This window comes from Streptomyces sp. NPDC006368 (genome assembly GCF_040612535.1).
Taxonomy (GTDB): Bacteria; Actinomycetota; Actinomycetes; order Streptomycetales; family Streptomycetaceae; genus Streptomyces.
In genome coordinates, this window is record NZ_JBEXQK010000056.1 from 21,545 (window position 1) to 36,777 (window position 15,233).

The window sequence follows — 15,233 nt, forward strand, 5'->3', positions numbered from 1 at the left end:
AAGTATGGGACCGCACCACATACGTCGGTGATCCGTGGCTCCATAAGGTGCGGAGCATGACCGCACCCCACACCGTCACCACCCCTGACCTCGCCGGCCGCACCGCGCTCGTCACCGGCGCCGCGAGCGGCATCGGGCGGGCCTGCGCGCTACGGCTCGCGGCCGCCGGGGCGAAGGTCAGGGCCGTCGACCGGGACGCCGAGGGCCTCGCCGCGCTCGCGGCGCACGCCGACCGGTCACCCGGACTGCCCGGCGCGGTCGAACCGCACCTCCTCGACCTCATGGACCTCGACGCGGCGGAAGCGGTGGCCGCCGGCACCGACATCCTCGTCAACAACGCCGGACTGCAACGCGTACGCCCCATCGAACAGTTCCCACCGGAGGAGTTCCACACCGTCCTGACCGTGATGCTGGAGGCACCCTTCCGTCTGATCCGTGGCGCGCTGCCGCACATGTACTCCCAGGAGTGGGGCCGGATCGTCAACATCTCCTCCGTCCACGGGCTGCGCGCCTCGCCCTACAAGTCCGCCTATGTGGCCGCCAAACACGGGCTGGAAGGGCTGTCCAAGACCGCCGCCCTCGAAGGCGCACCGCACGGCGTCACCTCCAACTGCGTCAACCCCGGCTATGTGCGCACGCCACTGGTCGAGGCGCAGATCGCCGACCAGGCAGCCACCCACGGCATCCCGCCCGAGCGGGTCCTGTCCGACGTACTGCTGAAGGACTCCGCGCTCAAGCGGCTCGTCGAACCGGAGGAGGTCGCCGAAGCCGTCGCGTACCTCTGCACTCCACAGGCCTCCTTCATCACCGGAACCTCGCTCGTGCTCGACGGCGGCTGGACCGCGCACTGACCCCGGCGCGGTCCGCCACCCGGTTTTCCACAGGGCTGGTGCGACCACCCGTACGGCAGGTATCCCTGTGACCATGTCCGACGAACAGCTCTCCTACCTGGAGCTCCTCGCCCGCGGAGCGGCCGGCGAGGCCTACGACCGGCCCGTGCTGCTCGCCCGCGCGAGCGGCGCGGGCGCCGAGGCCTTGGCCGCTGTGGAGCGGGCCAAGCAGCTCGCGCTGCGCGTACGCGCCGAGCTGGAGGGGCGACGGCGCCGCGAGGCAGAGCTGTCCGCGCTGTTCGAGACCGCGCACGACCTCGCCGGGCTCCGCGACCTGGACGCGGTGCTCCGGGCCATCGTGCAGCGCGCCCGCTCACTCCTCGGCACGGAGGTCGCGTACCTGAGCCTCAACGACCCGGCCGCAGGCGACACGTACATGAGGGTCACCGAAGGCTCGGTCTCCGCGCGTTTCCAGCAACTGCGCCTCGGCATGGGGGAGGGACTGGGCGGACTCGTCGCCCAGACCGCCCGGCCGTACGTCACCGACAGCTACTTCGACGACGAGCGCTTCCGGCACACCCGCACCATCGACTCCGGGGTACGGGACGAGGGACTGGTCGCGATCCTGGGCGTCCCGCTGATGCTCGGCAGCCAGGTCATCGGGGTGCTGTTCGCCGCGGACCGCCGTGCCCGGGTCTTCGAGCGCGAACAGATCGCGCTGCTCGGCTCGTTCGCCGCGCACGCCGCCGTCGCCATCGACACCGCCAACCTGCTCGCCGAAACCAGATCGGCCCTGGCCGAGCTGGAGCGGGCCAACGAGATCATCCGCGCCCACAGCGGGGTCATCGAACGGGCCTCCGAGGTGCACGACCGGCTCACGGAGCTCGTCCTGCGCGGCGGCGGCGTGCACGACGTGGCGGGCGCCCTGTCCGAAGTCCTCGGCGGCACCGTCGAGTTCACCGAGGGCCCGGCCCTCGGTACCACGCGCGGCGACGGCCACGCCGTGCGGCACGGCGACGACTGGGTGGCGGCCGTCTCGGCGGGCGGCGAGATGTTCGGCGCGCTCGTCCTGCACGGACACCCGGGCCTCGACCCGGTCGACCAGCGGACCCTGGAACGGGCCGCGATGGTCACCTCCCTGCTGCTGCTCGCGCGCCGCTCGGCGGGCGAGGCCGAGCAGCGGGTACGGGGCGAACTGCTCGACGACCTGCTGGACGCCCCCGACCGCGACCGGCGGCTGCTCAAGGAGCGCGCCGCCCGGCTCCGCACCGACTTCGACGCCCCGCACGTGGTGCTGGCCGCCCGGATCGACCGCCCCACGCCGGGTGACGCGGGACGGGACGGCGCCGACCGGCAGCGCCTGTGGTCGGCCGCCTCCCACCTGGCGGCCACCCGGCACGGACTGGCCTCCGCGCGAGACGGCGGCACCGTCCTCCTGCTGCCCCTGGAGCCCGGCGACACCGCGGCCGACCTCGCCCGCCGGACGGCCAAGCACCTCGGCGGCGCCCTGCGCGAGCCGGTCACCGTCGGCGCCTCCTCGCCGGTCGACGCGCCCGCCGCCCGGCCGGGCGCGATATCCCCGGCCTACACCGAGGCCCGCCGCTGCCTGGAGGCGCTGCACCTGCTCGGACGGTCCGGCGAGGGCGCCGCTGCCCAGGACCTGGGGTTCCTCGGCCTGCTGCTCGCCGACACACGCGACATCGCGGGGTTCGTCACGCGCACGATCGGCCAGGTCGTCGCGTACGACCGGCGCCGCGGCACGGACCTGGTTCGCACCCTCGACGCCTACTTCGCGAGCGGAATGAGCCCCGCCCGTACGAAGGACGCCCTGCACGTCCACGTCAACACGGTCGCGCAGCGGCTCGAACGGGTGGGCCGGCTCCTGGGCCCCGACTGGCAGGACCCCGCCCGGGCGCTGGAGATACAGCTGGCGTTGCGGCTCCACTCCATGTCGGCGGCGGTCGCACGCTGAAACGGCCGGCCGCCGATGTGACGACCGGCCGTCCGCGTACCGTACGCGCGGGTCTCAGCGGCCCGACACGGCCGGTTCCCGCTCGTCGGCCACCTCGGACAAGTCACGGTTGCGTGTCTCCTGGGCGCAGCCGATGGCGACCACGGTGAGCAGGGCCGCCGCGATGACGTACAGCGCGATCGGCGTCGAGCTGCCGTATTCGGCCAGCAGCGCGGTCGCTATGAGTGGCGCGGGCGCCCCGGCCGCCACCGAGGAGAACTGCGCGCCGATGGAGGCGCCCGAGTACCGCATCCGCGTCGCGAACATCTCCGAGAAGAACGCCGCCTGCGGCGCGTACATCGCCCCGTGCAGGATCAGCCCGACGGTCACGGCGAGCAGCAGGCTGCCGAAGCCGCCCGTGTCGATCAGCGTGAAGAAGGGGAACATCCACGCCCCGACGCCGATCGCCCCGATCAGGTACACGGGCCGCCGCCCGATCCGGTCCGACAGGGCGCCCCACGCGGGGATGACGGCGAAGTGCACGGCCGAGGCGAGGAGTACGGCGTTGAGGGCGGTCTGCTTGCTCAGCCCGGCCGATGTCGTCGCGTACACCAGGATGAAAGCGGTGATCACGTAGTAGCTGATGTTCTCCGCCATCCTGGCGCCCATCGCCACCAGTACGTCGCGCCAGTGGTGGCGCAACACCGCGACCAGCGGCATCTTCTCCAACTGGCCGGACTCCGCCCTGCGGGCCTCGGCCTGCGCCAACGCGGCCTTGAAGACCGGGGACTCGTCCACGGACAGCCGGATCCACAGGCCGACGATCACCAGCACTCCGGACAGCAGGAACGGGATGCGCCACCCCCACGAGGTGAAGGCGCTGTCCGACAACACCGCGGTGAGCGCGGACAGCACACCCGTGGCCAGCAACTGCCCGGCCGGCGCGCCGGTCTGCGGCCACGACGCCCAGAACCCGCGCCGCCGGGCGTCCCCGTGCTCCGACACCAGCAGCACCGCCCCGCCCCACTCACCGCCGAGCGCGAACCCCTGCACCAGCCGCAACACGGTGAGCAGCACGGGCGCGGCCGTCCCGACGGTGGCGTGCGTCGGCAGCAGCCCGATGGCGAAGGTCGCCCCGCCCATGAGCAACAGGCTGAGCACGAGCAGCTTCTTCCGCCCGAGCCGATCCCCGTAATGCCCGAACACGAGCGCCCCGAGCGGCCGTGCGGCGAACCCGACGGCATACGTCAGGAACGACAGCAGGGTGCCGACGAGCGGATCGGAATCGGGAAAGAACAGCTTGTTGAAGACAAGCGCGGCGGCGGAACCATAGAGAAAGAAGTCGTACCACTCGATGGTGGTCCCGATGAGACTCGCGGCGACGATGCGCTTGAGCGACGACGGCGCTGGTGGGGCGGATGCGGGGGCGGCCATGAACACCACTTCCGGACAGTTGGCGGGGACGTTTGCGTGTCGCCATACCGTAGGAACGTGCAGGTCAGGGGCGTATGTGGTGGGACACCATAGTTCTGCGCTGGGGAGTGCGCGTGTCCACCATGGGCGGTGCTCCCGAAACCTCTGCGAGAGCCTCGACGAGACCACGAAGGGCACTGTCTCAGCCACGACCCCACCCATGTCTCCGACATCATCGGCCTCGACCAGGTGTCCACCTGCCACCACACCGCCGACGACGCCCTCGCCGCATTGCCCCACTGGCCGCTGCCCACTCCACCCCCGCGCGGATCAGCGGGCGACGGGACGGCAGGGGGGAAGGCAGCACCAGAACGGGCGGATCCGGTGGGCAGCCGGTCGACGAACAGGACAGTGCCGCTGATCGGAAGAGACCGCGTGTGCGCGGGACCGTCCTCAGACCCCGGGCGTCCGTGACTTCGACGCGTGCGGTGCCGACGGACTGGCCCAGGGCCACACGCAGAGCGGCGAGGTCAGGTGGCCGTGTGACCAAGGCTGATCATGGAGGGACGTGACTGCCTGGGTGGCACGCTGGGTAACCGCGTGGAGGTGGCGTCGTGATCTCATGAGGACTGTGTGGAAATGCTGCGTCGAGACGGCCGTCACCAGCCTTGGGCCGGTGGAGCCTCACCGGTTCGGCTCGTCGTTAGGCTAGGACGGCTGTCAACCGCGTTGACAAGTGAAAACGCCCGCCGATTCTGTTCGACCGGGTAGAGCAAGGAATGGAGCACGGCGGTGGCACGAACGGGACTGGGCAAGGCGGTCTCCCTGGCACGGGAGATCGCCGAGGATGTCCTCGCTCCGCGAGCGGCGGCGGTTGACGCCGAGCAGCGGTGGCCGGCAGAGGGCATCTCGGCGCTGCGGTCCCAGCTGGGCGGGCTGGTGGTGCCCGAGCACTGCGGCGGAATGGGCCATGGGCTGCTGGCGGTGGCGCAGGTGGGGGAGGCGACGGGGCGGGCGTGCGCGTCGACGTCGATCTGTTTTGGGATGCATCTGGTGGCCTCGGCAGTGATCGCTGCGAAGGCGGGCCAGGAGCAGCAGGAGCGGTACCTGGTGCCGATCGCGGCGGGGGAGCACCTTACGACGCTGGCGCTGTCGGAGCCGGCAACGGGGGGTGAGTTCTGGCTGCCGCAGACTCGGATGGAGCGCAGCGGGCCCGACCGGCTGCGGCTGAACGGAACAAAGAGTTTCGTCACCAACGCCGGGCACGCCGACTCCTACGTCGTCTCCACTGTGGCGGCCGATCCGGGTACGCCGCCGGGTCAGTTTTCGTGCACGGTCGTCGACGCCGTTACGCCAGACCTCGTGTGGGGCCCGCCGTGGCAGGGCTTCGGCATGCGCGGCAACGCCTCGCGCACCCTTCAACTGCGGGACGTGATGATCCCCCGTTCCCAGCTGCTGGGTGAGGAGGGCGATGAAATCTGGTACGTGTTCAATGTCGTCGCCCCCTACTTCCTGATGGCCATGGCCGGCACGTACCTCGGGGTGGCAGCCGCGGCGCTGGAGGAAGCCCGCCGGCATGTGCTGCGGCGGCGGTACGCTCACAGCAACCGTGCCCTGGCCTCCCAGCCAGTCGTACAGCACCGGCTGGGAACGATGTGGGCCAGGGTCGAGCGCACCCGGCGACTGATCTACCACGCGGCCACGGAAGCCGAGACCGGTGGCGCCGACGCATTGTCGGGGTTGGCATCGTCCAAGGCCGAGGTCGCCGAAGCGGCTGAGGGGGTGGTCAATGACGCACTGTCCCTGGTCGGCGGCGTCGGCTACAGCGAGAACGCACCTCTGCACCGGCTCATGCGTGACGCCCGCGCCGCTCATGTGATGTCCCCTGTCACCGACCTGCTGCGGATCTGGACAGGCAGAGCCCTGTTGGACCAGCCACTGCTGGAGGAGTGACGGTGTCGCACTCGATACGGCCCCGTGTCCTGCTGGTGGGGGTGCTCCCCGAGATCGCCGCCACCTTGCGGACCGAGCTCGGCCCGGTGGCCGACCTCCACGAGATCGCGGCTGAAGAGATCACTTCGTACACGGACGGTGTGCCCGGTGAGCGGCACCCGACACTGGTGGTACTCGGTCGGCAACTGCCCGCACCGGTCGGTCTGGTCCACGCGGTGCGTCCGCACCCGGGGGATCTGACGGTGATCGCTGTCTCCACACCCGCGAACGCCGCGAAACTCGCCACGCTTCCCCTGCTGCTCTCCTCCGAGCAGGCGCGGCAACTGCCGGCCGCCCACATCGACCGGTTGCCGCAGCTGGCCCGGCAGATGCTCCAGTCCATGGCCCGCCGACGCACCTACACCGCGGGGCTGGCCGCGGCCCAGCGCCAGCTCACCTCGGGCGCGGGGATCAGCAGGCAACTCGGTGACCACCTGTTCGGGGAGTTCCTCACCCAGGCCCCCGTGGGCGCGATCATGCTGGACGGCTCAGGTGCTCTGGCCGCCTGGAACCACAGGGCCGCCGAAATCCTCGCCCTGACCGACCCCGGCTCGCTCGGCCACCCGCTGGCCGCCTTCTTCCCCACGAGTTCCCAACCCCGACTCGCGGATCACATCGCCGCCCCGAGCCACCAGCGCGCCGCCGACCCGGACGCGGTCTTCGAACGCATCCGCCCGGACGGCAACGACCAAGCCCTGCGGCTGGCACCCCAGCAGGTGCTGGACCCCGAGGGGCGAAAGCGCACCCTACTCCTCGTCGAAGACGTCACCGCCCGGCTGCGCGCAGAGCGTCTGCTGGCCGAACGCACCAGTCAGGCCCTGCTCAGCGCGGAAGTCGCCGCCGCCATCACCGCTCCCGGGCCGCTTCGTGAGCGGTTGCACCGGTGCATGGTGGCCGCCGTGAATCGGCTGCAGGCGAACTTCGCCTGCGTGTGGACCGCGAAGTCCCCCGGCGGCGAGCTGGAACACGTGGCCTGTGCCGTGGCGGACACCGGTGAGGCTGATGCCTTGGACCATGTAGCTGCCGTTCGCCCTCAGGTCCAGGACATCGCCGCGCAGCGCCGTCCCCACCTCGGCACGCCTGCTGACGCCCGGCAGGCTGCGACCATCGGCTTCCCCCTGATCTCGGGCGGGGAGCTGATAGGTGTCCTCGTCCTGGCCGCCACGCCGAAGGCACCGGGCACCACCGCAGACGCACTGGGAAACATCGCCGACCAGATCGCCGTCGGCATCCAACAGGACCGCCTCCTGGACCGCCTGCGGTCCACTGCCCAGGCCCTGGAAAAGCCCTTGCTGCCTCCCCACCTGCCCCGCCTGCCGGGGTTCGATCTCGCCGCCCGCTACCACCCCTTCGGCAGCGGCCTGCAGATCGGCGGGGACTTCTACGACGTCTTCACCGCTCCCGACGGCCGCCACGTCCTGGTCCTGGGAGACGTCTGCGGCAAAGGACCCACAGCGGCCGCCATCACCGGCCTGGTCCGCCACACGCTGTGGGCCGCCGCGCAGCACACCGCCGACCCCGCTCACGTCCTCACCCTCGTCGACCAGGCACTCAGGCGCGAGAACACGCCCTTCTGCACCCTCATCTACGCCGTCCTCGACCCCGCCCCCACGCCCGCCCGACTCCAGCTCGTTGCGGCCGGCCACCCGCCGCCTCTCCTGCGCCGCGCGGACGGGACCACCACGCTCGTGAACGTGCGCGGCCCGCTGCTGGGCGCATTCGGCGATGTGCATCACCCGGTGACCGAAATCGGCCTGCACCCCGGGGAAACCCTGGTCCTCTACACCGACGGCTTCACCGAAGGAGGGGGCCCGTACCACCAGCGCGAGCCCGAAGAGCTCGCCGTCATCCTCGCCGAACACCAGCCGGCCGCGGGAACCGACCATCCAGCGGATGACATCGCGGGCGCGCTCATGGACGAGGCCCACACATGGTGGGGCCGGCACTTGCGCGATGACCTTGCCGTCCTGGCTCTCACCGCTGTGTGACATCCCTGGCCGATTCACGGCGCTGCTGGGCCGGCGAGACAGCACAGGGCCCCAGCCCGAACCGGGATCCTGTGCTGGTGCCCCCTCGCGCCCGGAATCGTTGACGTAGGGGGAAGGCCAGTGGGCCGGGGCGGTGGTGCGACGGGCAGGCAGGCCACCAGGGGACCACGCCGGGGCCGGATGAGTGAAGCCGACCGTTGACGGGCCAGTGGCCTTCAGCGACTCGCCCTCCGACAGCGCACCTCCCGCGGCATCTGCCGCGCGTGAAGCCCCAGCCCCGGCCACGCTCCGGGCTGCGCACCACCCGTCACCCTCAGTGCCCCTCGAACGGCTCAGTGGTGCTGCGCCGTAGGAGGCGAGGGTGGATGAGCGATGTGACCGTGGTGGAAGGGATGGGCGGTGTGTGCACGGAGACGAGGAGGCACGATGTCGGAGGGACTGGCCGAGGGCGGCATGGCATGCGCTGCCACGAGGGGTGGAGCGGACATGCCGCCGGACCTGTCCCGGTGCGGCTTCGAGCAGTTGAGCGCCGTCGCCGACGCCGTCCTTTATGAGGGCTACCTCCTCTATCCCTACCGCCGGTCTTCGGCCAAGAACCGCGTCCGATGGCAGTTCGGGGTGCTTCTCCCCCGGGACTGGGTGGAGTCGGACAGCCCTGTCGTCCCCGGTGTGTCCGGCTCCGCCGACTCCTGGTACCAGCAGACCGAGTGCCTGCTGCGGCTCCGACAGCCCGGCGCGTCCGTACGGGTGAGGCTTCGATATCTGCACCTGCAGCGCAAGCAGGTGCAGGAAGCCGACCGGGAAGACGGGGGCCACAGGGCCGTCGAGTCGTTGCGGACCGACGACGGCACGGTGCATCTGACGTTCGACGAGGCAGTGCCGCGCGAAGTCGATGTCGCGATCCCCCTGGACGACCTTCTTCTTCAGGGTCAACGCACCATTCCGGTGGGAGCGGCGGCCGCTGTGGACATCGAGCCACTGCCAGGACACGCCGGTCGGGTGGTGCGGCGCCGCGAGGAGGTACGGGCGAGCACCACCGTCGCCGCCGAGCGGCTCTCCGCGGACCTCTGCCGGGTCCGGGTGCGCACCATGAACACGGGACCTGCGCCGGATCCACGGGCGGCACGCGACGAGGCGCTGCGCCGTGCGCTCATCGCCACCCATACCCTCATCGGCGGTGCAGGCGTGGAATTCGTCTCGCTGATCGATCCGCCCACGGACCTGCGTACACATGTGGGCACGTGCCGGAACGAATTCACCTTCCCCGTCCTCGGTGGTGAACCCCCCGCCGCCCCAGTCGGCTCCCGCGGCCCGCGGGGCTGCGGCACCGGACCCACCCTGCTGTCCTCACCGATCATCCTGCCCGACCACCCGCAGGTGGCCCCGGAGAGCCCGGGGGATCTGCACGACGCAGCGGAGATCGACGAGATCCTCACGCTGCGCACGATGCTGCTGACCGACGAGGAGAAGCGCGAGGCACGCGCCACCGACCTGCGGGCCGCCGCGATCCTCGACCGGGTCGAGACCATGCCCCCGGAGGTCTTCGCACGGCTGCACGGTGCGGTCCGTTCCCTCGCACCGGTCACCCCCACCACAGCCGCTCCCGCTCCCGAGCGACCCGCATGGTGGCAGGAGGGCGCCGACGACGGTCTCTCCCCGTCCACCGACACGGTCGTCGTCGACGGCGTGCCGCTCGGCGGTGGCAGCTGCGTACGGCTCCGCCCACGGGGACGGGGCTCCGACGCCCAGGACATGTTCCTGGCCGGGCGGACCGCCAAGGTGGCCGCCGTCTTCCACGACGTGGACGGCAGCGTGCACCTCGCCGTCACCCTCGACGACGATCCAGCGTCCGAACTGCACACCTGGTACGGCCGTTTCCACTACTTCCGGCCCGACGAGCTCGAGCCACTCGAGCCCGCCGGATCCCCGGACGAGCCGCCGGCACCGGCTCGCGCCGCAGCCCCGGCGCGGCACAGGACCGACTCCGAGACCCCCTGCAGCGGAGGCCGATGACATGACGACACACAGCAGTACCGCCGAAGTCAGCAAGGAACCCAGTCGCGCCGAGGACCGGAAGGGCTTCGACGAGATTCACATCCTCTGGATCTCCGAGGGGATGAGCTGCGACGGTGACACTGTCTCCCTGACGGCCGCCGGCCAGCCCTCCATCGAGGACCTGGTGCTCGGTCTGATCCCGGGCCTGCCGAAGGTGAACCTGGTCAACAAGGTGCTGTCGCCGAGCCTGGGCGGCGAGGACTTCCTCGCTCCCTACCGGGCCGCGGTACGCGGCGAGCTGGCCCCCTTCATCCTCGTCATCGAGGGCTCGATCCCCAACCAGAACATCATCGAGGGTGACGGGTACTGGACGTCCTTCGGCAACGATCCGGAGACCGGCGAACCACAGACCCTGAACTGGTGGATCGACCAACTGGCCCCTAAGGCCTGGGCGGTGGTGGCCGCCGGCACCTGCGCCACCTTCGGCGGCATCCACGCCATGTCCGGCAACCCGACCGGCTGCATGGGCCTCGCCGACTACCTGGGCTGGGACTACACCTCGCAGGGAGGCCTGCCGGTCGTCAACGTGCCCGGCTGCCCGATCCAGCCCGAGAACTTCATGGAGACCCTGATCTGGGTCCTCTACCACGCGGCCGGTTCCGCACCCCCGCCCCCGCTGGACCACATGCTGCGACCGCAGTGGCTCTTCGGGAAGACGGTGCACGAGGGCTGCGACCGCGGCTCCTACTACGAGCAGGCCAACTTCGCCAAGGACTACAACTCACCCAAGTGCCTCGTCAAGACGGGGTGTTGGGGCCCGGTCGTCAACTGCAACGTGCCCAAGCGCGGCTGGATGGCCGGCATCGGCGGCTGCCCCAACGTCGGCGGCATCTGCATCGGGTGCACGATGCCCGGCTTCCCCGACGCGTTCATGCCGTTCATGGACGAGCCCCCGGGCGGAACACTGTCGTCGCTGGCCATCAAGCCGTACGGGGCCGTCATCCGCCGGCTGCGCGGCGTGACGAACGAGCTGATCAACCACGAGCCCAAGTGGCGCCACAACAAGCGGAAGCTGACCAGCGGCTACGACCCGCGCTGGCGGCCTTGATACCACGCGACGCGCACTCCACCACCCACCCGAGACACACCGACAGCGAGGGGCAGCAACTCAGATGAGCACCACCGAGGCCCGGCACACGGAGCGCAAGCCGCCGCAGCTCGTGGACATGTCCTGGGATCCGATCACCCGGATCATCGGGAACCTGGGCATCTACACGAAGATCGACTTCGCCAACCGGGAAGTCGTGGAATGCCACAGCACCTCGTCGCTCTTCCGCGGCTACTCGGTGTTCATGAAGGGCAAGGATCCACGCGACGCGGGCTTCATCACGTCCCGGATCTGCGGCATCTGCGGCGACAACCACACCACCTGCTCCGACTACGCCCAGCAGATGGCCTACGGCGTCAAGCCTCCCCCGCTGGCCGACTACATCGTCAACCTCGGTGAAGCGGCCGAGTACATGTTCGACCACACGATCTTCCAGGACAACCTGGTGTTCGTGGACTTCTGCGAGGCGATGGTCAAGGCCACCAACCCCGGGGTGCTGGCCCGCGCCGAACGCACCGAGGCGCCGCACGGCGACATCCACGGCTACCGGACGATCGCCGACATCATGCGGGCGTTCAACCCCTTCGAGGGCGAGGTCTACAAGGAAGCCCTGAAGGTGAGCCGGGTCACCCGTGAGATGTTCTGCCTCATGGAGGGCCGGCACGTCCACCCGTCCACGCTCTACCCCGGTGGCGTCGGCACGATGCCGCAGCCGAACACCTTCACCGACTACCTCAGCCGGCTCATGCGGGTCATCGACTTCGTCAAGAAGGCCGTCGCCATGAACGACGACGTCTTCGACTTCTTCTACGAGGCGCTGCCCGGCTACGAGGAGGTCGGCCGCCGCCGCATCCTGCTGGGCTGCTGGGGCGCCTTCCAGGACCCCACGACCGTCGACTACCGCTACGAGACGATGAACAGCTGGGGCAAGGACATGTACGTCACCCCCGGCATCATCGTCGACGGCAAGCTGGTCACCAACAACCTCGTCGACATCAACCTGGGCCTGCGGATCCTGCTCGGCAGCTCGTACTACGAGGACTGGGTCAACGAACAGCCCTTCGTCACGCACGACCCGCTCGGCAACCCCGTCGACATGCGCCACCCGTGGAACCAGACGACCGTCCCGGTGCCGCAGAAACGCGACTTCGACGAGAAGTACAGCTGGGTGATGAGCCCGCGCTGGTACGACAAGAACACCGACCAGCACCTCGCCCTCGACACCGGCGGCGGCCCGCTCGCCCGGCTGTGGTCGACCGCTCTGAACCGCCTGGTCGACACCCCCTACGTCAAGGCCACCGGCAACAGCGTGCGCATCTCGCTGCCCAAGGGCGAGAAACTGCCGGAGACAACCCTGGAATGGCGCATCCCGCAGTGGAGCAACACCATCGAACGCGACCGCGCCCGGCCGTACTTCGTCGCCTACGCGGCCGCCATGGCCCTGCAGTTCCTCGAAGAGGCCATGGGGCTCATCCGGGCGGGCGAGACCAAGGTGTTCCAGAACTACGAGGTGCCCGACGAGGCGATCGGCTGCGGCTTCCACGAGGCGGTGCGCGGCGTCCTCTCCCACCACCTGGTGATCAAGGACAAGAAGATCGCCAACTACCACCCGTACCCGCCCACCCCCTGGAACGCCAGCCCCCGCGACATCTACGGCACCCCCGGCCCGTACGAGGACGCCGTCCAGGGCCAGCCCATCTTCGAGGAGAACGGGCCCGACGACTTCAAGGGCGTCGACATCATGCGCACCGTCCGCAGCTTCGACCCCTGCCTGCCGTGCGGCGTGCACATGTACGTCGGCAAGGGCAAGACGCTGACCACCCTGCATTCGCCGACGTACGGAGCGAACCATGGCTGAGGCCGGTAACGCCCGGTTGGCCGGCCCGGACGTGGAGGCCCGGCTCGCCCGTCTCGACGAGCTGCTGGAAGCGCTCCAGTCCACGCCCGGTCCCGCCACGCGCTCCGCGACCGAGGCGGTAGGCCTCCTGACCGAGGTCTACGGCGAGGCGCTGGCACGCGTCCTGGACCACGCGGACGGACAGCTGGCCGAGCGCCTGGCCGACGACGAGTTGCTGGACCACCTGCTGGTGCTGCACGCCATCCACCCGGAGCCCGCCGAGCGCCGGGCGGCGCGCGCGGTCGAGCGGCTGCGGCCCGCCGTGCGGGAACGCGGCGGCGACGTCGAGTGGGCCGGTGTGGACGGGGACGTGGCACGGGTCCGTCTGACGGCGGGCGGCGGATGCGGTTCCGGGTGCGGCGGCGGAGGGGGCGAAGTCACCGCCGCCGTCCGGGAGGCGATCCTCGCCGCGGCTCCCGAGCTGACGGCGGTCGAGCCCGTACAGGCCTCCTCCGACCGGTCGGCGCCTCCCGCCTTCGTGCCGCTGGCCACGCTGACGCACCGAGGCGCGCGGTGACCACGAACGGGGCGCTGGCCCGCCTCATCCGCTCCACGGCCGACCGCACGGCGGAGGCCGGGGCGGAGGTGTGCGACCTGTGCGCCGCGCCGGTGTCCGACGAGCACGCCCACCTGTACGACCCGGGTCAGGAGGAGGTGCGCTGCGTCTGTCATCCCTGCTCGGTGCTGTTCGCCCAGGGCGGGGCAGGCGACGGTCACTACCGGCTCGTGCCGCGGCGCCGGGTCCGGCTGCCCCGGGTCGACACGGAGGTGCTGGGCGTACCCGTCGGCCTGGTCTTCTTCGTGCCCCGGGCAGACGGCTCGGTCACCGCCCAGGGCCCGAGCCCGGCGGGGGCCATGCGCTGGGAGGTGGACGCGGCGGCCTGGCAGCAGCTGGGGGAGATGTGTCCGCAGCTCGCCTCCGTGGAACCCGAGGTGGAGGCACTGCTGGTGAACACCGTGCACGGCCTCGACCACCACTGGATCGTGCCGATCGACGACTGCTACCGGATGGTCGCCGTCGTACGCCGGGAGTGGCGGGGCCTGTCCGGTGGCGGCAGTGTCTGGCCGGCCGTCGAGCGGTTCTTCGATGACCTCACCGAGCGTTCATGAGCACGCACTCCGCGGGTCGGAGGCGAGGAAGGAGATCACCCCATGGGCAGCATCAGAGTGGGCCGGCCACAGGCGAAGCCCGACACACCCGATCACGTGCCTGGCATGCACCAGGGCAACAGGGGACGCTACGAGGACCAGACCGGGCACCACGAGGACGGCACCGCCGACGCGCGCCGCTCCACCGGAATCCGTTGGAAGCGGCATGACGCGCTCGCGGAGACCATGCCGAACATCTCGCCGGGATGAGAGACAGCAGGGAGTCGCCGGAATGAAGATCCAACGAGCACGAAGGCCGGCTGCCGCGGGCAGAAGAGCCGGGATGAGCGGACAGCGGGTGCTGAAGGCCGAGGCCGTCCTGGTGGGCGGTGTGGCTCTGGCGTTGCTGGTCTGGGAGTTCCCCAGTCTGAGGCGGGAGGCGCGGATCTGGCGGATGGCCGGCGGCTTCCGCGCTGGTCACCGGTACCCGTGAGTCGACCGTGCACGAGTTGTCGATCGCGACCGCGATCATCGAGCGGGCCGGCGAGTTGGCCCGGGCGGGCGGGACGGACGCCGTTTCGGCGGTGACCGTCCGGGTCGGCGAGCTGGCGGGGGTCGTTCCCGACGCCCTGGGTTTCGCCTTCGAGGTGGCCCGCGACGGCACCGCCCTCGCCGGGGCACGGCTGGTGGTCGAGCAGGTCCCCGCGCAGGCCTACTGCGGCCCGTGCGCCGAGGAGTTCCAGGTGGGCATGCCCCCGTTCTTCTGGTGCCCGCGCTGTGACCAGCCCTCCACCGAGCTGCGCAGCGGCCGGGAACTGGAGATCACCGGGATCGAGCCACCACCGGCCTCGCCATGACGCGAGTGGGCCCGGCGCGCCCGCGGGGGGGGGGGGCGGTGAGCGCGCTGACCAGCTAATGCGTCACACAGCACCCCCTCGCGCTGGTCACCGATAATGAAAACAACGAAAAA

General features: G+C 70.6%; 13 protein-coding genes. 12 read left to right on the forward strand and 1 reads right to left on the reverse strand.

Features of this window, described 5'->3' with window-relative positions:
• Positions 1-56: 56 nt before the first annotated feature.
• Together ABZZ38_RS27870 and ABZZ38_RS27875 are read left to right on the forward strand one after the other, a co-directional pair.
• The gene (locus ABZZ38_RS27870) at positions 57-851 is read left to right on the forward strand and encodes a 3-hydroxybutyrate dehydrogenase (RefSeq protein ID WP_356744878.1); all 795 of its coding nucleotides are present in this window, start codon (positions 57-59) and stop codon (positions 849-851) included.
• A 73-nt stretch (positions 852-924) separates the two neighbouring features.
• The gene (locus ABZZ38_RS27875; RefSeq protein WP_356744880.1) at positions 925-2,802 is read left to right on the forward strand and encodes a GAF domain-containing protein; all 1,878 of its coding nucleotides are present in this window, start codon (positions 925-927) and stop codon (positions 2,800-2,802) included.
• Positions 2,803-2,856: 54 nt separating this feature from the next.
• Here the strand turns inward: ABZZ38_RS27875 and ABZZ38_RS27880 are convergent, their stop codons facing one another.
• On the reverse strand, positions 2,857-4,215 hold the full coding sequence (locus tag ABZZ38_RS27880; RefSeq protein WP_356744882.1) for an MFS transporter: 1,359 nt from the start codon (positions 4,213-4,215) through the stop codon (positions 2,857-2,859).
• 771 nt (positions 4,216-4,986) lie between these two features.
• Between ABZZ38_RS27880 and ABZZ38_RS27885 the strand changes: the two genes are divergently transcribed.
• The 10 genes from ABZZ38_RS27885 to hypA all read left to right on the forward strand — a co-directional run bounded on the left by ABZZ38_RS27885 (position 4,987) and on the right by hypA (position 15,120).
• Positions 4,987-6,147: an acyl-CoA dehydrogenase family protein gene (locus ABZZ38_RS27885; RefSeq protein ID WP_356744884.1), complete on the forward strand. Its 1,161-nt coding sequence runs from the start codon at positions 4,987-4,989 to the stop codon at positions 6,145-6,147.
• 2 nt (positions 6,148-6,149) lie between these two features.
• Positions 6,150-8,174 (forward strand): SpoIIE family protein phosphatase, encoded by a 2,025-nt coding sequence (locus tag ABZZ38_RS27890; RefSeq protein ID WP_356744886.1) that lies wholly within the window; start codon positions 6,150-6,152, stop codon positions 8,172-8,174.
• Positions 8,175-8,660: 486 nt separating this feature from the next.
• Complete coding sequence (locus tag ABZZ38_RS27895; protein WP_356744888.1) at positions 8,661-10,187, forward strand: hypothetical protein; 1,527 nt, start codon at positions 8,661-8,663, stop codon at positions 10,185-10,187.
• A 1-nt stretch (position 10,188) separates the two neighbouring features.
• Positions 10,189-11,277 (forward strand): hydrogenase expression protein HypE, encoded by a 1,089-nt coding sequence (locus tag ABZZ38_RS27900; RefSeq protein ID WP_356744890.1) that lies wholly within the window; start codon positions 10,189-10,191, stop codon positions 11,275-11,277.
• A 64-nt stretch (positions 11,278-11,341) separates the two neighbouring features.
• Positions 11,342-13,135 (forward strand): nickel-dependent hydrogenase large subunit, encoded by a 1,794-nt coding sequence (locus tag ABZZ38_RS27905; RefSeq protein ID WP_356744892.1) that lies wholly within the window; start codon positions 11,342-11,344, stop codon positions 13,133-13,135.
• Positions 13,128-13,691: a NifU family protein gene (locus tag ABZZ38_RS27910; protein ID WP_356744894.1), complete on the forward strand. Its 564-nt coding sequence runs from the start codon at positions 13,128-13,130 to the stop codon at positions 13,689-13,691. Before ABZZ38_RS27905 ends, ABZZ38_RS27910 begins: the two co-directional genes overlap by 8 nt.
• Complete coding sequence (locus ABZZ38_RS27915; protein ID WP_356744896.1) at positions 13,688-14,284, forward strand: DUF5947 family protein; 597 nt, start codon at positions 13,688-13,690, stop codon at positions 14,282-14,284. The genes ABZZ38_RS27910 and ABZZ38_RS27915 overlap by 4 nt, the downstream gene beginning before the upstream one ends.
• 42 nt (positions 14,285-14,326) lie before the next feature.
• A complete protein-coding gene (locus ABZZ38_RS27920) occupies positions 14,327-14,533 on the forward strand; it encodes a hypothetical protein (RefSeq protein WP_356744898.1) in 207 nt (68 codons plus the stop codon).
• A 73-nt stretch (positions 14,534-14,606) separates the two neighbouring features.
• Positions 14,607-14,756: a hypothetical protein gene (locus tag ABZZ38_RS27925; RefSeq protein ID WP_356744900.1), complete on the forward strand. Its 150-nt coding sequence runs from the start codon at positions 14,607-14,609 to the stop codon at positions 14,754-14,756.
• Positions 14,757-14,763: 7 nt separating this feature from the next.
• A complete protein-coding gene (gene hypA / locus ABZZ38_RS27930) occupies positions 14,764-15,120 on the forward strand; it encodes a hydrogenase maturation nickel metallochaperone HypA (protein WP_356744902.1) in 357 nt (118 codons plus the stop codon).
• Positions 15,121-15,233 lie beyond the last annotated feature (113 nt).